At 63.2% G+C, this 20,063-nt stretch carries 21 protein-coding genes; 13 read left to right on the plus strand and 8 right to left on the minus strand.

Translation table 11 applies throughout. The annotated features are described in order from the left end of the window. Nucleotides 1-35: 35 nt before the first annotated feature. Nucleotides 36-296: a hypothetical protein gene (locus RHIZ70P_RS16665; protein ID WP_115671613.1), complete on the plus strand. Its 261-nt coding sequence runs from the start codon at nucleotides 36-38 to the stop codon at nucleotides 294-296. Between the two features lie 237 nt (nucleotides 297-533). Next, complete coding sequence (locus tag RHIZ70P_RS16670; protein WP_115671614.1) at nucleotides 534-1,493, plus strand: flagellin; 960 nt, start codon at nucleotides 534-536, stop codon at nucleotides 1,491-1,493. Nucleotides 1,494-1,567: 74 nt separating this feature from the next. On the opposite strand, the gene RHIZ70P_RS16675 is transcribed toward RHIZ70P_RS16670, so the two are convergent. Further along, on the minus strand, nucleotides 1,568-2,950 hold the full coding sequence (locus RHIZ70P_RS16675; RefSeq protein WP_115671615.1) for a cell envelope biogenesis protein OmpA: 1,383 nt from the start codon (nucleotides 2,948-2,950) through the stop codon (nucleotides 1,568-1,570). Between the two features lie 231 nt (nucleotides 2,951-3,181). Continuing rightward, on the minus strand, nucleotides 3,182-3,637 hold the full coding sequence (locus tag RHIZ70P_RS16680) for a tRNA (cytidine(34)-2'-O)-methyltransferase (RefSeq protein ID WP_115671616.1): 456 nt from the start codon (nucleotides 3,635-3,637) through the stop codon (nucleotides 3,182-3,184). 377 nt (nucleotides 3,638-4,014) lie between these two features. Between RHIZ70P_RS16680 and RHIZ70P_RS16685 the strand changes: the two genes are divergently transcribed. From RHIZ70P_RS16685 to RHIZ70P_RS16705, 5 genes are all read left to right on the plus strand, one after another. Continuing rightward, nucleotides 4,015-5,868, plus strand: a complete 1,854-nt coding sequence (locus tag RHIZ70P_RS16685; RefSeq protein ID WP_115671617.1) for an ABC transporter ATP-binding protein — start codon at nucleotides 4,015-4,017, stop codon at nucleotides 5,866-5,868. Nucleotides 5,869-6,093: 225 nt separating this feature from the next. Continuing rightward, nucleotides 6,094-8,025 (plus strand): HAMP domain-containing methyl-accepting chemotaxis protein, encoded by a 1,932-nt coding sequence (locus RHIZ70P_RS16690; RefSeq protein ID WP_115671618.1) that lies wholly within the window; start codon nucleotides 6,094-6,096, stop codon nucleotides 8,023-8,025. A gap of 219 nt (nucleotides 8,026-8,244) precedes the next feature. Further along, on the plus strand, nucleotides 8,245-8,715 hold the full coding sequence (locus RHIZ70P_RS16695; RefSeq protein WP_115671619.1) for a DMT family transporter: 471 nt from the start codon (nucleotides 8,245-8,247) through the stop codon (nucleotides 8,713-8,715). Further along, nucleotides 8,715-9,137, plus strand: coding sequence for a DMT family transporter (locus RHIZ70P_RS16700; protein ID WP_115671620.1), 423 nt, complete (start codon nucleotides 8,715-8,717; stop codon nucleotides 9,135-9,137). Before RHIZ70P_RS16695 ends, RHIZ70P_RS16700 begins: the two co-directional genes overlap by 1 nt. A gap of 105 nt (nucleotides 9,138-9,242) precedes the next feature. After that, a complete protein-coding gene (locus RHIZ70P_RS16705) occupies nucleotides 9,243-11,144 on the plus strand; it encodes an ABC transporter ATP-binding protein (RefSeq protein WP_181904047.1) in 1,902 nt (633 codons plus the stop codon). Nucleotides 11,145-11,163: 19 nt separating this feature from the next. Here the strand turns inward: RHIZ70P_RS16705 and RHIZ70P_RS16710 are convergent, their stop codons facing one another. Beyond that, nucleotides 11,164-12,108: an endonuclease/exonuclease/phosphatase family protein gene (locus tag RHIZ70P_RS16710; RefSeq protein ID WP_115671621.1), complete on the minus strand. Its 945-nt coding sequence runs from the start codon at nucleotides 12,106-12,108 to the stop codon at nucleotides 11,164-11,166. A gap of 291 nt (nucleotides 12,109-12,399) precedes the next feature. On the opposite strand from RHIZ70P_RS16710, the gene petA reads away from it, so the two are divergent. The 4 genes from petA to RHIZ70P_RS16730 all read left to right on the plus strand — a co-directional run bounded on the left by petA (nucleotide 12,400) and on the right by RHIZ70P_RS16730 (nucleotide 15,834). Next, the gene (gene petA, locus RHIZ70P_RS16715) at nucleotides 12,400-12,978 is read left to right on the plus strand and encodes a ubiquinol-cytochrome c reductase iron-sulfur subunit (protein ID WP_115671716.1); all 579 of its coding nucleotides are present in this window, start codon (nucleotides 12,400-12,402) and stop codon (nucleotides 12,976-12,978) included. Nucleotides 12,979-12,992: 14 nt separating this feature from the next. Then, complete coding sequence (locus RHIZ70P_RS16720) at nucleotides 12,993-14,261, plus strand: cytochrome b (protein ID WP_115671622.1); 1,269 nt, start codon at nucleotides 12,993-12,995, stop codon at nucleotides 14,259-14,261. Nucleotides 14,262-14,284: 23 nt separating this feature from the next. Continuing rightward, nucleotides 14,285-15,163, plus strand: a complete 879-nt coding sequence (locus RHIZ70P_RS16725; protein WP_115671623.1) for a cytochrome c1 — start codon at nucleotides 14,285-14,287, stop codon at nucleotides 15,161-15,163. A 128-nt stretch (nucleotides 15,164-15,291) separates the two neighbouring features. Then, nucleotides 15,292-15,834, plus strand: coding sequence for an adenine phosphoribosyltransferase (locus tag RHIZ70P_RS16730; protein WP_115671624.1), 543 nt, complete (start codon nucleotides 15,292-15,294; stop codon nucleotides 15,832-15,834). Between the two features lie 74 nt (nucleotides 15,835-15,908). Here the strand turns inward: RHIZ70P_RS16730 and RHIZ70P_RS23060 are convergent, their stop codons facing one another. From RHIZ70P_RS23060 to RHIZ70P_RS16745, 4 genes are all read right to left on the minus strand, one after another. Then, nucleotides 15,909-16,058, minus strand: coding sequence for a hypothetical protein (locus tag RHIZ70P_RS23060; protein ID WP_181904048.1), 150 nt, complete (start codon nucleotides 16,056-16,058; stop codon nucleotides 15,909-15,911). 149 nt (nucleotides 16,059-16,207) lie between these two features. Then, on the minus strand, nucleotides 16,208-16,687 hold the full coding sequence (locus RHIZ70P_RS16735; RefSeq protein WP_115671625.1) for a glutathione peroxidase: 480 nt from the start codon (nucleotides 16,685-16,687) through the stop codon (nucleotides 16,208-16,210). After that, nucleotides 16,684-17,166 (minus strand): MaoC family dehydratase, encoded by a 483-nt coding sequence (locus RHIZ70P_RS16740; RefSeq protein ID WP_115671626.1) that lies wholly within the window; start codon nucleotides 17,164-17,166, stop codon nucleotides 16,684-16,686. Before RHIZ70P_RS16740 ends, RHIZ70P_RS16735 begins: the two co-directional genes overlap by 4 nt. Beyond that, the gene (locus RHIZ70P_RS16745) at nucleotides 17,163-17,630 is read right to left on the minus strand and encodes a MaoC family dehydratase (RefSeq protein WP_115671627.1); all 468 of its coding nucleotides are present in this window, start codon (nucleotides 17,628-17,630) and stop codon (nucleotides 17,163-17,165) included. The genes RHIZ70P_RS16740 and RHIZ70P_RS16745 overlap by 4 nt, the downstream gene beginning before the upstream one ends. A 67-nt stretch (nucleotides 17,631-17,697) precedes the next feature. Here RHIZ70P_RS16745 and RHIZ70P_RS16750 point away from each other — a divergent pair, with 67 nt between their 5' ends. Both RHIZ70P_RS16750 and RHIZ70P_RS16755 read left to right on the plus strand, forming a co-directional pair. Further along, nucleotides 17,698-18,360 (plus strand): Crp/Fnr family transcriptional regulator, encoded by a 663-nt coding sequence (locus RHIZ70P_RS16750; RefSeq protein WP_115671628.1) that lies wholly within the window; start codon nucleotides 17,698-17,700, stop codon nucleotides 18,358-18,360. A 77-nt stretch (nucleotides 18,361-18,437) separates the two neighbouring features. Next, nucleotides 18,438-18,644 carry a YgaP family membrane protein gene (locus RHIZ70P_RS16755; protein ID WP_115671629.1) on the plus strand — a complete coding sequence of 69 codons (207 nt, stop codon included), beginning with the start codon at nucleotides 18,438-18,440 and terminating at the stop codon, nucleotides 18,642-18,644. 147 nt (nucleotides 18,645-18,791) lie between these two features. On the opposite strand, the gene ychF is transcribed toward RHIZ70P_RS16755, so the two are convergent. Then, nucleotides 18,792-19,895 (minus strand): redox-regulated ATPase YchF, encoded by a 1,104-nt coding sequence (ychF, locus tag RHIZ70P_RS16760; protein ID WP_115671630.1) that lies wholly within the window; start codon nucleotides 19,893-19,895, stop codon nucleotides 18,792-18,794. Nucleotides 19,896-20,063: the final 168 nt, after the last annotated feature.

Genomic DNA, 20,063 nt, shown 5'->3' on the forward strand with positions numbered 1-20,063 from the left:
TGCTGCGATTAATTTACAAGCCTGCGAGGTGTTTCATGACGAGAATGCCCGGTCCGCCGTCGTTCGACGGCCTGAAAAAGCGCATTGCCTCCCAACGGCAGGCCAAGGCCGGGACGGACGGCGGCCATTTCGTCCGCGAGAGTTTCTGCCTGACGCGCGACGAGGCGCGGGCCAAGGCGCGCGAATGGTTCGACAGCTTCCCGAAGGCGGCCTATTGGACGGAAGTCGAGAGCTGGCGCCAGCTCGAGGGCGACCGGATCGAGTTCACCATGCGCCGCCTGCCGTCCGCCGATTGACGAAGCGGGGCTTCTCCACGCTTTTTCCCGTGGTCTATTTTCTGGCCCCACAATTTTCGGGGTTTCGGCAGTAATCGCTAAATTTCTAAGGTTTTCTTAAAGCGGATGTCAAACCCGCTCTGGCATTCTTTTGACAGTTGACGGTCTGCGCGTCCGTGCACAGACCCGGCATGAAGCCCGTCGTCAAAGCCATGGCCAACGCCCGGCATTTTTCGTGGTTCACAGCAAGGACAATTGATGACAAGCGTTTCCTTTAATTCGACGGCCGCCTCGGCCTTGTCGTTGCTGACCGGATCGAGCCGAGCGCTCGAAGCGACGCAGACGCGCGTCGCTTCGGGCAAGCGGGTCGACGAGGCATCGGACAATGCCGCCTACTGGTCGATCGCCACGACGATGAGCGCCGACGCCATGTCGCTGTCGAGCGCCGAGGACGCGACCGGGCTGTCGGCTGCCGTGACGGATACGGCGGCGCTCGGCATGGAAGCGGCGACCTCGATCGTCGCCGAGATCCAGTCCAAGCTGATCCTCGCCCAGGCGGTCGGCACGAACCGCTCGGCGGTCAATGCGGAGATCACCCAGCTCAAGGCGCAGCTCGGCACAATCGCCCAATCCAGTTCGTTCAACGGCCAGAACTGGTTGAACCTGGAGGCCGGGCGGCAGCCGAAGGTGCAGTCCATGGTCGCCTCGGTCACAAGCAATGGCGACGGTGACGTGTCGGTCAACGTGATCGACTTCGATACAGCGAAATCGACGCTGATCAGCGGCGAGGACGCGCAGGACGGATTGCTCACCCAAAGCTATTCGGGCACGACCAGGAGCGGCGTGGCCTATGACTACCATCTGCTCGACGCCAATTCCGCGGTTCCGGTTGCCGCCGCATCGAAGGAAATCGCGGTGTCGGACACGACCACGCGAGACGAGTTCGACGGGATGATCTCGGCGATGAACACGATGATGACCAACATGATCGACGCCAGCGCCAGTCTCGGCGCGACCCGCAGCCGGATCGCCTCCAGCACGGAATTCGTGCAGGACCTGCAGGACATCACCGAGATCGGCATCGGCCGTCTGGTGGATGCTGACATGGAGGAGGAATCGGCCAAGCTTTCGGCGCAGAAGGTGCAGCAACAGTTGCAGACCATCGGTCTCAATATCGCCAACAATTCGATGGGCGCCACGCTCAAGCTTTTCGCCTGACACTTGCAGCATGAACTCGGAAGGCCGGCGAGGGGATCGCCGGCCTTTGTCGTTGGTCCAATGTGCCGGCGCTGTCAGCGACGCGGTGCAGCCTTTGGTTTAGAAGCCTTGTGCCGCCCATTGGCCCCGCGTGCGGTGCGATGCGGGGCGGCGGCATCCGGGGCCGGTGTGGGCTCAGGTTCCATTTCCGCAGCAGGGCCTGGGGCGGCTTCCTGTGCGATCGGCTCGAGGGAGGCGATGGGCTCTTCCTCATCGGCGGCCAGGACCGGAGCGGCGCTGTCCGCAATCACCGCGTCGGTTTCGGCCACTTCCTCGACCGCGGCCGGCTGTTCGATCTCCTCCGACGCCTGTGTCTCGATCGGTTCAGCTGCGGTTTCGGCGACGGGCTGCGCTTCGCTGATCTCGGTGTCGGGGCTGGCTTCAGCCTCCAGCTCCGGGATCGGGGAAGCCGCGGGAGCCTCCGCGACGGTCTCCACCGGCAGGGTCGTGTCCGCCTGTTCCATCACCGCCGGCAGGCTGCGGGCGATGATGTCCTTCAGGATCCTGGTGACCTGCAGGGCGCCTGCGAAGTCGGTATTCGTCGAGTGGCCGGCGAGCGGCACCCGAATGTCGCTGTCGATCTGTGGGCGAGAATTGATCTCGCCGAACCAGTCGAGTTCGCCGATCACGTCGATGACGTCGCGGCAGTCCGGCGGCATGGTGATGCGACCGCCAAAGGTGACGATACGCAGGCCGCCGGCAAGGGCGCGCAGTCTTTGCCGGTCCTCTTCCTTGATGGCGTAGAGCGCCTCGGACAGCACGCGGTTGCCGCGCGAATGGCCGGCGAGCAGATGGAAGGAAAGGCTGGGGTCGGCCAGCAGCGTCTCCACCGTGTCGGTGTCGAGCGCGCTCGGATGTGCCTTCAGCGCGAGCTTGTGGCGGTCCTCGTAGGCGCCGAGATGCGGCCGGCCGACGACGTCGTCGATCACTTCGAGATCGTTGCGCATGTGGCCGAGCCAGCCGAAGAAGAACGAGCCGCCGATCGTCTCGTTGATAATGTCGCCGAGGCCGTAGCCCGACACCACGGCGGCGACGGGTTCGCCGATGGCGTCGGCGACATTGCGGGCGAAGGCTGCGGCCCCGATGGCCGAGCCGCCGATGCCGGCGACCGCGAGGGCGTGTACATCACGTCCGCCGCGCAGCTTGTACTCGGCGACGCTGTCGCAGATGGTCAGCATGGCGCCGCCGCTCGGCGGGACGATCATGATCAGGCCTTCGGAGGCAAGCGAATCGCTGATGTAGAAGGTCTCCTCGGCCGTCAGCGATTTCACGTCGTAGAACAGCGCGTCGAGGCCGGTATTGCGCAGTCGCCAGGGTTCGAGCGCGGCATTGCGGGCCGGCCGGTGCTGGAGCCGCTCCGGAAAGCTCAGGCTTCTGGCAAACTGGGTCAAACTCAGGGCGAATGCGGTCTCGAACATCGATCGTCTCCCGGTTTATGCTGCGCTGCACAATATCATTCATCGGTAGAATTAGCAAATGCTGCGGGAGCCTCGGGCGATCATGTCGCAGTTGCAGACGTAAGCGAGGCGCAGGATCTCGGCTCCGCGAACAGTCTAGCGCGGTTTCACGACGGTTCTTTGAGGGGCAGGGCACGAAGGTGCGGGCGGCCGGGCCCCGGTTCCGGCCCTGAGTGGGCCGGGTGCTGGCCCTCAGCGGGTCTGGCGCAACGCCTCGCCGGCGATCATCGCCGCCGACATCGCGACATTGATCGAGCGCTGTCCCTCGACCATCGGAATGATGATGCGGGCGTCGGCCCTGTCGTGGACGGTCTCGGGGACGCCGGCGCTTTCGCGGCCGAACAGCAGGATGTCGTCGGCGCGGTAGGCGAAATCGGTGTAGCATTCTGCGGCCTTGGTCGAGGCGAGGACCAAGCGTCGCCTGCTTTCCCGCCGCCATTCCTCGAAGCGATCGAAATTGACGTGGCGGACAAGCGACACGTTTGCCAGATAGTCCATGCCGGCGCGCCTCAGGTTGCGGTCGGAAATGTCGAAGCCGGCCGGTTCGATGATGTCGACGCCGAGGCCGAGGCAGGCGGCGAGCCTGAGGATGGTGCCGGTATTGCCGGGTATGTCGGGCTGGTAGAGGGCGATGCGGAGTGCGGTCATGGCTCTTCCTAGCGCGGGGCGGCCTTTTGGCTCAAGGGGCGCGGGCGCCTTCGCCTGTGGTCTTCAGGCAACAGCGGGCGACGGATCGCGTCTTCATTGGAGCTTTGACGCTTTTCAATTTCACCTGGGACAGGTAGAAAACAGTCCTCTTCAACACGCAACAGGGAGGCATCGATGACATCCATTGGCATGACGCGCCTTCCGGTGCCGCATTACCTGCAGGCTGCGTGACGGCGACCTGGTCGCCCCTCTTCCAAGACCTGTATATTTGAATAGCCTTGCGGCCGGGTGCGGCCTCATTGTCTGATTTTTGGCCCTTCCGGCGCCGCATTGCGGGCTCCGGTTTTTCATGGGCCGCCGATTTCTGGAGAATTTCCATGTTTTCGTGGTTCGAGAACCGCCTCAATCCCTATCCGCCGGAGGATCCGGTGCTGCCGCCGAAGGGGCTGGTGGCGTTCTGCTGGCACTATACCAAACCGGCCGCACCCTGGCTGTTGCTGCTCGGGCTGTGCTCGATGCTGATCGCAGTCGGCGAGGTCCTGCTCTATCAGTTCCTCGGCAACATCGTCGACTGGCTGTCGGTCGCCGATCGCGCCACCTTCCTCGACACGGAGAAGGGCAGGCTGATGTGGATGGGGGCACTTCTTCTTATCGGCCTGCCGGTGGTCGGCTTCGTCCATACGCTGACCATGCACCAGGTGCTGGCCGGCAATTTCCCGATGATCGCCCGCTGGCAGATGCACCGCTTCCTGCTGCGTCATTCGATGACTTTCTTCGCCAACGAGTTCGCCGGCCGGGTATCCACCAAGGTGATGCAGACCTCGCTTGCGGTTCGAGAATCGGTGATGAAGATCATCGACGTGTTCGTCTATGCCATCAGCTTCTTCGTCTCGATGCTGGCGCTGGTCTTTGCCGCCGACTGGCGGCTGGTGGCGCCGCTGATCATCTGGATCGTCCTCTACACCCTGATCCTGACCTTCTTCGTGCCGCGCCTGCGCCGGCTCTCCAGCGAGCAGGCCGATGCGCGCTCATTGATGACGGGACGGATCGTCGACAGTTATACCAATATCGCAACGGTGAAGCTGTTTTCCCATGCGGGCCGCGAGGAAGCCTATGCCAGGGACGGCATGGACGCCTTCCTCGACACCGTCCATCGGCAGATGCGGCAAATCACACTGCTCAATGTCTTCGTCGACATCAACAATGCCATCGTGCTGTTTGCCGTTTCGGGCTTGAGCATCTGGTTCTGGCTGGGCGGCACGGTGTCGGTCGGTGCGATCGCTGTCGCCATCGGCCTTGCCATGCGCATCAACGGCATGTCGCAGTGGATCATGTGGGAGGTCTCGGCGCTGTTTGAAAACATCGGCACGGTTTATGACGGCATGGGCATGATGACCAAGGCGCACGACATCGTCGATGCGCCTGGGGCCAAGGCTCTGGACGCGCCGAAGGGCGAGATCGTCTACGACCATGTCCGTTTCCATTATGGCAAGGACAAGGGCGTGATCGAGGATTTTTCGCTCACCATCAAGGCTGGCGAGAAGGTCGGCCTGGTCGGACGCTCCGGTGCCGGCAAAACGACGCTGATGAACCTTCTGCTGCGCTTCTACGACCTGGAGAAGGGCCATATTCTGATCGACGGGCAGGACATTTCCGCGGTTTCGCAGGACAGTCTTCGGTCGCTGGTCGGCGTCGTCACGCAGGATACCTCTCTGCTGCATCGCTCGATCCGCGACAATATCGCCTATGGTCGGCCCGAGGCGAGCGACGCGGAGGTTCTGGAGGCGGCCAGGCGCGCCAATGCGCTCGAGTTCATCGAGGGCCTGGTCGACATGCAGGGGCGCAAGGGGCTCGATGCGCAGGTCGGCGAACGCGGCGTGAAGCTGTCGGGCGGCCAGCGCCAGCGTATCGCCATCGCCCGCGTGTTCCTCAAGAACGCGCCGATCCTGATCCTCGACGAGGCGACCTCGGCGCTCGATTCCGAGGTCGAGGCTGCGATCCAGGAAAGCCTGTTCTCGCTGATGGAGGGCAAGACGGTCATCGCGATTGCCCACCGCCTGTCGACGCTGACCCAGATGGACCGGCTGGTCGTGCTCGACAAGGGCCGGATCATCGAGACGGGGACGCATGGCGATCTGGTTTCCAAGGGGGGTATCTATGCCGACCTTTGGAATCGCCAGTCGGGTGGCTTCCTTGCCGACCAGCACGAGGCCGAAGCTGCGGCGGAATAGCCGCGGCCTGCGCCCGCCCGCTCACCCTCCGGTTCAAGGCGGGAGGTGAGCGGGGGCGACCCCCCCAAAAAAGGCGTGCGAGATTTAGCAAGGCCTTTGGCAAGCTTCCGTTCATGCGCCGCGCACTATTGAAAAGTACCCGACGTTTCTCGATGGGAAATGATCTTCCTTGGGCAGTCTTGCCCCCGCCGTTGGGATGTCCCCGCATCTTCCGGATCGAAGTTCATGTCAAACATCAAAATCAAGATCATGCTGCCGCTGCTTTTCGCCGTGGTGGTGCTCCTCGGCTTCGGCCAGGGCGTCATGGCCGTCAAGTTCATCACGGACATCAAGACGCAGGTCGATATCATTGGCCGCGAACGCCTGCCGCGCACCCTGGCCATTGCCGAAATGGACGCGCGCTTCGCTGAAGTGCGGCGCAACTATGCCGTCATGCTGAGCTCGGTTGGGGCCAAGGAAGTCGCCCGGGTGGGCGAGATCCTGAAGCAGTCGGTTGCGGATCGTGACGCGATTTTCCGCGCTTTCGAGAGCGGTATCGCGAATGACGCGACGCGTGCCCAATTCGGCGCGCTCAGCGCAGAAATCGCCAAGTATGATGCGCTCGGCGCCAAGCTGATGGAGCTGAAGGCCGCCTATGATTCCGAGGGCGCGCGGGCGATCTTCGTGGGCGATATGACCGCCGTCGCCAAGGAGGCCACTGCCCGGATGACCGAGATGACCGCGGCCAACAACGACACGAGCAAGGCGGCGATCGCTCAGGCTGACAGCGTCTCCGCCTTCGCCCTTTACGCTACTTTGGGCTTCCTGCTCGTCGGCTGCGCGATCGCCGCCGGCGCCATTGCCATCAGCATCCTGCGGGTCGTCAAGCCGATCGGCCAGATTACACGTTCGATGAACGGCCTCGCCGGCGGTGATACCGCGAGCGAAGTGCCTTTTGCCGGCCGCAAAGACGAGATCGGCGAGATGGCGGCGGCGGTCGCGGTCTTCCGTACCAATGCCATCGAGCGCGCAAACCTGGAACGCCAGGCCGAGGAGAACCGCAATCTCAGCGAAGAGGAGCGGATCGCCCGCGAAGAGCAGAAGGCACGCGAAGCCGCCGATGTGCAGTTTGCCGTCGACCAGCTCGCCGAGGGCCTGAAGCGTCTTTCCGACGGCGACCTCGCCGTGGAGATCAGCGCGTCCTTTGCCGGCCAGCTCGATGCCTTGCGCGTCAACTTCAACCATTCGGTCTCCAAGCTCCAGGATGCGATGCGCGCCGTCGGCGAAAACGCCCGGGCCATCGATGCCGGCGCCAAGGAAATCCTGTCCGCTGCAGACGATCTTTCGAAGCGCACCGAGCAGCAGGCAGCCTCCGTGGAGGAAACCGCAGCGGCGCTGGAACAGGTAACCACGGCGGTCAAGGATTCCTCGGTGCGTGCCGAAGAGGCCGGCGCGCTGGTCTCCCGGACCCGAGAGGGAGCGGAACGCTCCGGCGAGGTCGTCCGCCGCGCGGTCGAAGCCATGCAGGCGATCGAGAAATCGTCCGGCGAGATCGGCAACATCATCGGCGTGATCGATGACATCGCTTTCCAGACCAACCTTCTGGCGCTGAATGCCGGCGTCGAGGCGGCCCGCGCCGGCGAAGCCGGCAAGGGCTTTGCCGTCGTTGCCCAGGAAGTCCGCGAACTTGCCCAGCGGTCGGCCAATGCCGCCAAGGAGATCAAGGCATTGATTACCACTTCGGGGGATCAGGTCCGCAACGGCGTGGAACTGGTCGGCGAAACTGGCAAGGCGCTGGAGAAGATCGTCGCCGAAGTGCAGGAGATCAACCGCAATGTGGGGGCGATCGTCACCTCGGCGCGCGAACAGTCGACCGGCCTTCACGAGATCAATACGGCCGTCAACACGATGGACCAGGGCACCCAGCAGAATGCCGCCATGGTCGAAGAGCAGACGGCGGCGAGCCACAGCCTTGCCCAGCAGGCGGCGGCGCTCACCGCGCTGATGGCGCAGTTCAAGGTCGGTGGCGAGGGGGCTGCGCAACCCGTGCAGCCGGTGCGGGCGGCCACGCCCGCTTCGCGTCCCGCCACCTCGCCGGCTCGCGCGCTCGGCCAGAAGCTCGCCGGTGCGTTCCGCGGCAATGCAGCGGTTGCCCAGGAGAACTGGACCGAATTCTGAACGTCGCGATCCACTGATGTGCTTGGGAGATGGGGCAGCAATGCCCCATTTTCCGTTTCAAGCGGCGGCGAGATGGCGTGAGGGCCGCCGAGCATGGCCTGCGCCTGAAGATTGTCTCAACATCGGTCGCGGACAAATCGATTGCCGCAGCTTGGACCGGCGGTTATGCAAGCCCTTCGCCCGTGCCGGCGAACCGATAGAGCGACTGAGCGGGGCGGGATGCGACACTATCTCGATTGGATATGGGCCGGGCTGGCCGGCGGCCTGTTGGCTGTGATGATCACCATCAACAGCGGGCTGGCCGCCCATTCGACGCCTTTCGTCGCTTCCTGGGTGGTGCACGGCGTGGGGGCGGTTGCCGCCTTCTTCCTCTTGCGCGTCAACCTGCTGCTTATGTCAAAGTCGGCGGGCATGGCCGGGCAGGGGATGTCGAAGCCGCCGCTGTGGTCCTATCTCGGCGGCGCGCCGGGCGCCTTCGCCGTTGCGCTCTCCTCGATCGCGGTCAATTCCGAACTGGCGTTGGCCGGCGGTCTTTCGCTGCTTCTGGTCGGGCAGATCCTGTTCGGCCTGATCTCCGACCTCTGGGGCCTGTTCGGCACGCCGAAGCGGATACTCAATCGGTTCGACCTCTTGGCGGCCATCTGTGTCATCGGCGGCAGCGCGCTCATCATCTATTCGGGAGGTGCCTGATGCTGACCTCGATCCTCATCGCGCTGGCCGGCGGCGCTGCGGTCGGCATGAGCCGGTCGATCAACGGGCGGCTCACCATGGACCGCGGGGCGTTTCGCGCCTCGTTCTGGAACCACTTCATCGGCTTTGCCCTGCTCACCGTCTTCGTCGTCTTATTCGAGAGGCAGGGGCTGGCGCTGCTGGGGCAGGTTCCGGGCTGGGCCTTTACCGGCGGCGTGATCGGAGCCGTCTTCGTGGCGATCTCGTCCTATGTCTTCCCGCGCATCGGGGCGGCGCGCTCGGCGCTCTTGATCATCGGCGGGCAGATGATCGCCGGGCTGGCGATCGACTACCTGCGCGGCACGGCCCAGTTTTCCATCGGGCAGCCGGCCGGCGTCGCGCTGATCCTGTTCGGCATCTATCTGACGCGTTTTTCCAAGTGAGGGGATCGAGGCTCGATCGGGCCCGTCTCGGCGCATGGTGGAATAGCCTTCCGTTTCGTCCGCATTTTCTTTGCCCCGCTGCGGAAACCGCCTATATCGCTTGGCATGATCTTCCGCGCCGTCGCCCGCCTGTTTGAAAACTGGATTTCTCCCTTTGCCCGCGCCGACGACCTCAGGCCGCCGTCGGGAACCTGGGCCTTCGTCTGGTTTTATGTCCGCCAGGCCAAGCTGCCCTTCGTCATGATGGCCGTGTTCGGCGGCGCGGTCGCCATGCTGGAGGCGGCGCTGTTCTGGTTCGTCGGGCGCCTCGTCGACCTGCTCGATACCGTGCCGAAGGAGGCCGGATGGGACGGGTTGATCGCCGCCCACGGCTATGAGCTCCTCGCCATGGCGCTGATCGTGCTCGCCGGACGTTTCGTCGTGGTGACGGTGGGCGCACTGGTCGAGGAACAGGTGATCGTCCTCAACTTCTTCAATCTGGTGCGCTGGCAGGCCTATGCCCATGTGGCGCGCCAGTCGCTGTCCTTCTTCCAGAACGATTTCTCCGGCCGGATCGTCACCAAGGTCTGGTCGGCGGGACAATCGACCGGCGATCTGTTGACCTCGCTGCTGCAGGTCGTGTGGTTCATGGTGATCTATACGGCGTCGACCATGGCGCTGGTCGCACAGCTCGACTGGCGGCTCGCCGCAATCATCGCCACCTGGATTGCCGTCTTCCTAGTGCTCGCCCGCATCTTCGTGCCGCGCATCCGGCGCCATGCCAAGGAAACGGCGGAGGCCGCCTCCATGCTGAACGGTCGGATGGTCGATTCCTATTCCAACATCCAGACGCTGAAACTGTTCGGGCGCGAGCGCCAGAACGACCATTATATCCGGGCCGGCTTCGACCGTTTCCAGGCGACACTCACCCCGTTCGCCCGGCTTCTCACCGGGGTGCGCTCGTCGCTCGCCATGCTGTCGGGCGCGATGATCCTGATGATTGGGGCCCTTTCGGTCGACCTGTGGTTTTCCGGCGCGATCACGGCCGGTGGCGTAGCCTTCACGCTTGGCCTCGTGCTGCGGCTCAACATGCTGCTCGGCCGAATGATGACGCAACTCAACGGCATCATGCGCAATATCGGCACGATCCAGAATTCGGCCGAGTTGATCTCCAGGCCGATCGAACTCACCGACAAGCCGGATGCGCGTGAACTCAAGGTCGAGAGCCCAGAGATCCGCTTCGAGGACGTTTCCTTCCACTACGGGCGCAAGAAGGGGGCGATCGATCACCTGACCCTGACCATCCGTCCAGGCGAAAAGGTCGGCATCGTCGGGCGTTCGGGGGCGGGCAAGTCGACGCTGGTCAACCTGCTCCTGCGCTTCTACGACGTCGAGGATGGGCGCATTCTGATCGACGGCCAGGACATTTCGACGGTGACCCAGGAGAGCCTGCGCTCGCAGATCGGCATGGTGACGCAGGACACCGCGCTGCTGCATCGCTCGATCCGCGACAATATCGTCTTTGGTCGCGAGGATGCGGGCGAGGACATGCTGCGCAAGGCGGCGGAACGGGCCGAGGCGCTCGACTTCATCGAACGGCTGGAAGACCAGCGCGGCCGCAAGGGGTTCGACGCCCATGTCGGCGAGCGCGGCGTCAAGCTCTCCGGCGGCCAGCGGCAGCGCATCGCGATCGCCCGCGTCATGCTGAAGGACGCGCCGATCCTTGTGCTCGACGAGGCGACCTCGGCGCTCGATTCCGAGGTGGAGGCCGCCATCCAGTCCAATCTCGACAGGCTGATGCAGGGCAAGACGGTGCTGGCGATCGCCCACCGGCTGTCGACCATCGCCGCGCTTGACCGCCTCGTGGTGATGGACAAGGGGCGGATCATCGAGGAAGGGACACACTCAGAACTCGTCGCCAGCGGTGGGCTCTATGCCGAGCTCTGGGCCCGCCAGTCCGGCGGCTTCCTGCATACGCATGACAATGAGGCCGACGAGGCCGCCGACGGGCGGAACGCCGCCGTCTGAAGTGTCGTCGGGCCGTCCGTTACCGGGGCGGGGAGAGCGCCAGGTCGGCGATGAGACCGTAGTGGTTGGAGCCGTAATGGTCGGCCATGCGCGTCAGCGACAGCGGCGCGATGTCCTTCGAGACGTAGATGTGATCGATCGGGATGCCGAAGACGCCGGCTGCGACCGGCCATGTGGCGGGCTCGGAGCCTGTGGCCTGCAAGGCGTGGCGCCGCAGGAAGGCCTGCATGTCCGGGGCAATGGTGTCGGAGTTGAAGTCGCCGCCGATCACGACCGATCCGCCGCGTTTGCGCAATGCCGCGCCGGCGCGCCGCAGTTCGGTCGTGTGGTAATCGTCGAAATAGGGTTTGGTCAGGTGTATTGCTGCCAGTTGCACGGCATGGCCGCCGATGTGGACCGTCGCCATGGCGAAGCGGTTGCTCCGCAGGTCGCTGAGGCTGAGATACTCGGGATGCTCGAGCGGATGTTTCGACAGGATCATCAGGTCGCATTCCTCGACCAGGATGCCGCAGCCGATACGGTAGGGATAGGCGGCCGAAAGGGCGTCGAGATGATGGAGCAGGGGACCGGATTCCATCAGGTAGGCGACGTCGGCGCCGGATCCGTTGACCATGTCGATGATGCGTCCGACATTGGAGTGGTTGTTGCCCAGCATATTGAAGGACAGGACGCGAAATCGCGTCGCATCCGCCGCCACATCACTCGTGGCGGACGGCAGGAATTCCCTCTGCATCCATAGTGCGTGCCCGCACAGAAACAGCGAAACGGCGAGCAGGACATAGGCAAAGGCGCTGCGCCTCAGCACCAGGCAGGCCAACGCACCCAGGGCCGCGACCACGCCCAGCTGCGGCTGGAGGCTGAAGAAGAACGACAGGAGCCAGAAGTCGGTCACGTAGCGCAGGGCGACGACCATCAGGCCGACGGACACGAGCAGGCCCAGAGCGGAGGAAATTCGATCTCTCATCAAAGCGGCTAGTCCGTGGGCGGAAACCCTGTGCGAAAGCGGCGACCATGCCGCAATTCACATTGCATTGCAACACGGCCGGCAGGGCGCCAAACAACCGCCAAACAGGCGTGAATAAAACCGCGACAATGTGCCCCCATCCCCCTGTGAAGACTGGACATAATCCGATATCAAGCTTAGAAGGCGCCAAATTGGCGGGGAATCTGTGGCGCAATCGTGATTGCCCGGGATTCGTCGTCGCCTTAGCAATGCGGTGTGTCGCATGGATTTTGCGAAGAGGATGGTTTGACCGTGAGCGAGCACGAGATGAATAGCGAAACCTTGGGCGAGCCTTCTCGCCGCGACTTCCTTTACCTGACCACGGGTGTGGCCGGTGCCGTCGGCGCCGCTTCCTTCGTCTGGCCGTTCATCGACCAGATGCGTCCGGACGCCTCGACGCTGGCGCTCGGCTCGATCGAAGTCGACGTCTCGGCGCTCGAGCCCGGCATGTCGCTGATCGTCAAGTGGCGCGGCAAGCCGGTCTTCATCCGCAACCGCACCGACAAGGAAGTGGAAGAGGCCAAGGCCGTCGCGCTCGCCGACCTCAAGGACCCGGTCGCCCGCAACGCCAATGGCGATGCGGCCGCCGAAGCCACCGACCTTGCCCGCTCGGCCGGCGAAGGCAAGGAAAACTGGCTGGTGATGATCGGCGTCTGCACCCATCTCGGCTGCGTGCCGCTCGGTCAGGCCGGCGACTTCGGTGGCTGGTTCTGTCCCTGCCACGGTTCGCACTACGATACCGCGGGCCGTATCCGCAAAGGTCCGGCACCGCAGAACCTGCCCGTTCCGACATTTGCATTCGTTTCCGATACTGTGATCAAGATCGGCTGAGGGGATTCAGAAATATGAGTGATCATTCCAGTTACCAGCCGTCGAGCGGCCTTGAGAAGTGGATCGATGCGCGGCTCCCGCTGCCGCGCATGATCTACGACAGCTTTGTCGCCTACCCGGTTCCCCGCAACCTGAACTACGCCTATACCTTCGGCGCCATGCTCTCGGTGATGCTGATCGTGCAGATCCTGTCCGGCGTCGTTCTGGCCATGCACTATGCGGCCGACACCAGCATCGCCTTCTTCTCGGTCGAGAAGATCATGCGCGACGTCAACAACGGCTGGCTCCTGCGCTACATGCACGCCAACGGTGCCTCGTTCTTCTTCATCGCCGTCTATCTGCACATTGCCCGTGGCCTGTATTACGGCTCGTACAAGGCACCGCGTGAAATCCTCTGGATTCTCGGCGTGGTCATCTACCTGCTGATGATGGCGACCGGCTTCATGGGTTATGTTCTGCCCTGGGGTCAGATGTCCTTCTGGGGCGCGACCGTCATCACCGGCTTCTTCACCGCCTTCCCGCTGGTCGGTGAGTGGATCCAGCAGTTCCTGCTCGGCGGCTTCGCCGTCGACCAGCCGACGCTGAACCGCTTCTTCGCGCTGCACTACCTGCTGCCGTTCATGATCGCCGGCGTCGTCATCCTGCACGTCTGGGCGCTGCACGTCACCGGTCAGACCAACCCGACCGGCGTCGAAGTGAAGTCGAAGACGGACACTGTTCCGTTCACGCCTTACGCAACGCTCAAGGATGCTTTTGGCGTATCGGTCTTCCTGATCGTGTTCGCCTGGTTCATCTTCTACATGCCGAACTATCTCGGCCATCCCGACAACTACACCATGGCCAACCCGCTGAAGACGCCGGCCCATATCGTTCCGGAATGGTACTATCTGCCGTTCTACGCGATGCTGCGCGCCATCACCTTCAATGTCGGCCCGATCGACTCGAAGCTCGGCGGCGTGCTGGTGATGTTCGGCTCGATCATCATCCTGTTCTTCCTGCCCTGGCTCGATACGTCCAAGGTCCGCTCGGCTGTGTATCGCCCCTGGTACAAGCTGTTCTTCTGGATCTTTGTCGCCAACGCGATCATGCTCGGCTGGCTCGGCTCGCGTCCGGCAGAAGGCTTGTATGTCATTCTGTCGCAGATCGGGACGGCCTACTACTTCGGCTTCTTCCTCATCCTGATGCCGTTGCTCGGCCTGTTCGAGAAGCCTCGCCGCATTCCGAACTCGATCACCGAGGCGGTTCTCGAAAAGAGCGGCAAGTCCGCCGACGCAACCGTCTAAGCGCTGCGAGAGAGGGAAATAAGATGAAAAAGCTTGTTACAAGCATCGCTCTGGTCGCAACCCTGGCCGGTTTTTCGTCCGGCGCATCGGCTGCGGAGGAAGGTCATGGCCTTGCCGCCGCGGTCGAGCACGCGGCGGCGACCAGCCACTATCCGATCCTCAAGCCGCATAATCTCGACTGGAGCTTCGCCGGCCCGTTCGGCAAGTACGACAAGGCCCAGTTGCAGCGCGGCCTGAAGGTCTACAAGGAAGTCTGTTCGGCCTGCCACTCGATGGAACTGGTGCCCTATCGCACACTGACCGCTCTCGGATATTCCGAGGAGCAGGTGAAGGCATTTGCCGCCGAATACGAGGTCGAAGACGGCCCGAATGCCGACGGCGAAATGTTTACCCGCAAGGCCGTTCCGTCGGACTACTTCCCGTCGCCCTTCCCGAACACGGAAGCGGCTGCTGCGGCCAACGGCGGTGCCGCTCCGCCGGACTTCTCGCTGATCGCCAAGGCGCGCGGTGTCGAGCGTGGCTTCCCGACCTTCGTCTTCGACATCTTCACCCAGTACCAGGAAGGCGGCCCGGATTATATCTACTCGCTGCTGACCGGCTACCAGGAGCCGCCGGAAGGCGTCGAAGTGCCGGAGGGGACCCACTTCAACCCCTATTTCGTCGGTTCCGCCTCGCTCGCCATGGCTCCGCCGATCAGCGATGACCAGGTGACCTACGACGACGGGACGCCGCAGACGCTCGACCAGTATGCCAAGGACGTGTCCGCCTTCCTGATGTGGGCCGCCGAGCCGCATCTCGAAGACCGCAAGCGCACCGGCTTCATGGTCATGGTGTTCCTGGCGATCTTCACGGCGCTGGTCTACCTGACGAAGAAGTCGGTCTACGCCAACAAGGAACACTGAGCTCTACGGGTTCAGACAATGACAGGAAGAGGCGGCCTTCGGGTCGCCTTTTTCATTGGTCTGCCTCCGCGAGACTTGATAATGTCGCGTGCAATCCTCCCAACACACCAATTCATCATGGACTTAACATGAACAATTTCGCGCTGGAGCTCGCTTCCTCGATCCGCTCCATTCCCGATTATCCGAAGCCGGGGATCATCTTCCGCGACATCACCACGCTGCTTGGCAATCCGCGCGCCTTTCGCCGGGCCGTCGACGAGCTTGTGCAGCCCTATGCCGGGCTCAAGGTCGGAAAGGTCGCGGGCATGGAGGCGCGCGGCTTCATCCTGGGCGGTGCACTCGCGCACCAGCTGTCGGCCGGCTTCGTGCCGATCCGCAAGAAGGGGAAGCTGCCGCACGAAACGGTCAGCATCGCCTACAGCCTGGAATATGGCGTCGATGAAATGGAAATGCATGTCGACGCGGTGGAGCCGGGCGAGAAGGTCATCCTTTGCGACGATCTGATCGCTACCGGCGGTACGGCCGTGGGTGCGGTCCAACTGCTGCGAAAGCTCGGCGCCGATGTCGTCTCGGCCTGTTTCGTCATCGACCTGCCGGATCTCGGCGGCCGCAAGAAGCTGGAGGCACTGGGGGTCGAGGTCCGCACCCTGGTCGAGTTTTCCGGCCACTGAGCGACATTTGCAATCGCCGTCGTGAAAACGCCCGGGGCGCAATCGCGCCTCGGGCGTTCGTTCTTGCTGGAAGTTCAGTTGTCGCCGTTCTTGACGACCGTCTTGGCCGGCTGGGGATCCCTGCCATCATTCTCGCGGGCACGCGTCTCGGGTCCGGCGACGATGATTCGGTGATCGAGATCACCCTTGTCTTCAGCCTCTTGCTGCCGCTTGTCCTTTTGCATGGTGTGCTCCTGTTCTTGAACCACTGGTAGAACGAACACGGGGGCAGGGGGTTCCATCGCGGCACACATCCAGGCAGGCGGCACATGTCGCAGGCTTCCATCCGGGCGCACGGCTTGAGACGGTCACGCCCGCGCCCGGCCGCGTGGTATCAAGCCTTGATGGCCTTGCGGATGTCGTCCTCGATCGCTTCCGGTCTGATTCCGGGGGCATAGCGGGCGATCGGCTGCCCATTGCGGCCAATCAGGAACTTGGTGAAGTTCCACTTGATCGCCTCGGTGCCGAGGATACCCGGCACCTCATGCGTCAGATACTTGAACAACGGATGGGCATTCGCTCCGTTGACCTCGACCTTGGCTAACAACGGAAAGCCGATCTTGTAGTTGATCTGGCAGAAGGCCTTGATCTCGTCCTCGCTGCCCGGCTCCTGTCCGCCGAACTGGTTGCAGGGGAAGCCGAGGACGACGAGGTCGCCGGCAAAGGTCTCCTGCAGCTTCTGCAGACCCTCATATTGGGGCGTGTAGCCGCAGGCGCTGGCGGTATTGACGATGAGAACCAGCTTTCCGGCGAATTCGGACAGGTCGCGGTTCTTTCCGTCGATATCGACCGCATGGAAGTCATGGAGGTTCATGGGACTGTCTCCGTCACGAATTCGAGGATCTTGGTCTTGAAGCGCAGCACGGGCTCGCCCTTCTGGTTGACGCCTTCGCCGAGGCCGGTGTTGAGGATCAGGCCCGGACGCGATGCGAGGGGCCGGCTTTCCAGGCTGGTCAGGCTATAGGTGATGGTGTCGCCGGCAAAGACCGGCTTCAGCCATTGCAGTTCCTCGAAGCCGGGAGAGGGTCCGAGCCTTGGGGGTACCAGACCCTCCGCCTTCAGCCGCTCGAACTCCGCGCCCCAGAAATCGATGAAGCAGCGCATCCATCCGGCGCAGGTGTGCCAGCCGGAAGCGCAGAGCGCGCCGAAGACGTAGGACTTCGCTGCATCGGCGTCGGTGTGGAACGGTTGCGGATCAAACTTCTCGGCGAAGCGGATGATGTCCTCGGCGGTGAACAGGCGCGAACCGGTCTCGACCTTGTGGCCGGCGGGATAGAGTTCGATCATCTTCATGCGGCGTTCTCCGCATCGCGTCGGCGGAACATGATCGAATTGCGCGAGCGCAAGACGATCTCGCCGCGCTGGTTTTCCAGTTCGTGGTTGAAGGTGACGATGCCGATATGCGGGCGCGAGCGCATCGGTCGCGCCGCCTCGACGGTCGAGCGGCCCTTGAGCGTGTCCCCGGCAAGCACCGGCTTTCGCCACTCCATCGCGTCGATGCCCGGCGCGCCCTCGGAAACGGAGGCGAGGAGATAGGAATCGATCATCATGCGCATGAACATGCTGCTGGTGTGCCAGCCGGATGCGCTCAGCCCGCCGAGGATGCTGGCCTTGCCGGCAGCTTCCGATAGATGCATCGGCTGAGGGTCGAATTCCGTCGCGAATTCAACAATTTCATCGGCGCTGACGGTCTTCGGTCCAAGCGCAAATATCCTTCCTATGTGGAAGTCTTCGAAATAGAGTTTCGGGGATGGCATGCGACATTTCCTTGTGGGCGTTTCTGTGCAGAATGACCGCCGAGACGAGCAATGACAAGGAGCGCGGATGGCGGGATGGATCGAACAGGCGTCGTTCCTTTCGGAACTCGACCGCGAGGCCCGCCGTCAACTCGAGGTTTTGCGGCCGCAGCACGTACCGGACCGGACAACGCTGTTTCGGCCCGGCGACCAGGCCGAGGCCTTCGTCATCCTGCTATCCGGCCGCATCGGCGTTTATCTCACCGGTCGTGGCGGGCGCGAACTTCTGCTCTATGCCGTGACGCCCGGCGAAACCTGCGTGCAGACCACGCTCGGTGTGCTGGGCGGGGCGGCCTATACCGGCGAGGCGGTGGCGGAGAGCGATCTCGTCGCCGTGATGGTACCCCAACCCGTCTTTGAAACCCTGATGGCGATTTCGGCCGCGTTCCGCAGTTTCGTGTTTCGCGCCTTTGCGGCGCGTCTCAGCGATCTGATGTTCGTCCTCGAACAGGTCGCTTTCGTCAAGGTGGAGAAGCGGCTCGCCCTTGCGCTGATCGAGCGGGCCGCCGGCGGCGACGTGATCGAGGCGACGCATCAGGAACTGGCGGCGGTGATCGGGACGGCGCGCGAAGTGGTGTCGAGGCGCCTGGAGGCTCTGGCCTCGAAAGGCATCGTCGCCAACGAGCGCGGGCTGATCCGCGTGCTCGATGCGGCCGAACTGGCGCGCATGGCCACTTCGCCGAAAGCGTGACTTAGTCACTGACATGTCTTTGGCCGCAGCTATGATGATTTTACTGTGCAACCTGCCCAGCCTCGAAAGGAATTGCCATGTTCGCCAAGAATGTCGGATCGATCGATCGTATCCTGCGCATTGTCGTGGGTCTCGTCGTACTGTCGCTGTTCTTCATCTATCCGGACGCCTCGTGGCGTTACTGGACGCTGATCGGCGTCGTCCCGCTGCTCACGGGTCTCCTCTCGACTTGCCCGCTCTATTCGCTCTTCGGCATGTCGACCTGCCCGATGAAGAAGGTCTGAAGACCGGAGCCTGATGTCGCCGGATCTTCGGATCCTGGGTCCGTGGTCTTGACGTCGATACAATGAAGCAAAGCAAAAACCGCCGCCCTTCACGAAAAGGGCGGCGGTTTGAAACTTGTATGTGAATCGTGGTCCTGTCAGTCCGTCTCAGGTGTTGAAACGGAAGTGGATCACGTCGCCGTCCTGGACGACATATTCCTTGCCTTCGTCGCGGCCCTTGCCGGCTTCCTTGGCGCCGACTTCACCCTTGAAATTGATGTAGTCGTCATAGGCAATGGTGAAGGCGCGGATGAAGCCGCGCTCGAAGTCGGTGTGGATGACGCCGGCGGCGGCTGGTGCCTTGGTGCCGCGGACAATGGTCCAGGCACGGGTTTCCTTGGGGCCGACGGTGAAATAGGTGATGAGATCCAGCAGGTGGTAGCCGGCACGGATCAGACGGTCGAGGCCGGCTTCCTCCAGGCCGAGTGCCGCGAGAAATTCCTTGGATTCCTCTTCCGGCAACTGGGCGACCTCCGCTTCGATCGCAGCCGAGATGATCACGCATTCGGCGCCCTGTTCGGCTGCCATCTTGGCGACGGCTTGCGTGTGCTCGTTGCCGGTCGCAGCGTCGGCTTCCGCGACGTTGCAGACGTACAGCACCGGGTGGGAGGTCAGGAGGTTCAGGCCCTTCAGCACTTCGATCTCGTCGGCAGCCAGGGTCTTCAGCAGCAGGCGGGCCGGTTTGCCCTCGTTCAAGAGCTTGATCACGGCTTCCATGACCGGCAACTGGGCGAGCGAATCCTTGTCCTTGGAAGCGGCGCGCTTGCGGGTCTGTTCGACGCGGCGCTCCAGGCTCTCGAGGTCGGCGAGCATCAGTTCGGTTTCAATCGTCTCGGCATCGCCGACCGGGTTGATGCGGCCTTCGACATGGGTGATGTCGTCGTCCTCGAAGCAGCGCAGCACGTGCACGACGGCATCGACTTCGCGGATGTTGGCGAGGAACTTGTTGCCGAGGCCTTCCCCCTTCGACGCGCCGCGCACCAGGCCGGCGATGTCGACGAAGGAAATGCGGGTCGGGATGATTTCCTTGGAGCCGGCGACGGCTGCGAGCTTCTGCATGCGCGGGTCGGGAACGGCGACTTCGCCGGTGTTCGGCTCGATCGTGCAGAACGGGTAGTTGGCGGCCTGCGCCGCCGCCGTCTTGGTCAGCGCGTTGAAGAGGGTGGACTTGCCGACATTGGGCAAGCCGACGATACCGCATTTGAAGCCCATGGCCAGAGTACCTGCTTAGCTTGGAATGATCTTTGCCCACGCCTATGGGATAAAGGAAGGGTGCGGTCAAGTCTCTGGAACGGTGCGGACCTTCTGCCACCGTCGACGGTCGCGGTCAGATGCGCTAGAATGCATCCGCCGGGCCGGTCGCCAAAGGGCCGGGACCCG

This window comes from Paenirhizobium selenitireducens ATCC BAA-1503 (assembly GCF_900492185.1).
GTDB lineage: Bacteria > Pseudomonadota > Alphaproteobacteria > Rhizobiales > Rhizobiaceae > Allorhizobium > Allorhizobium selenitireducens_A.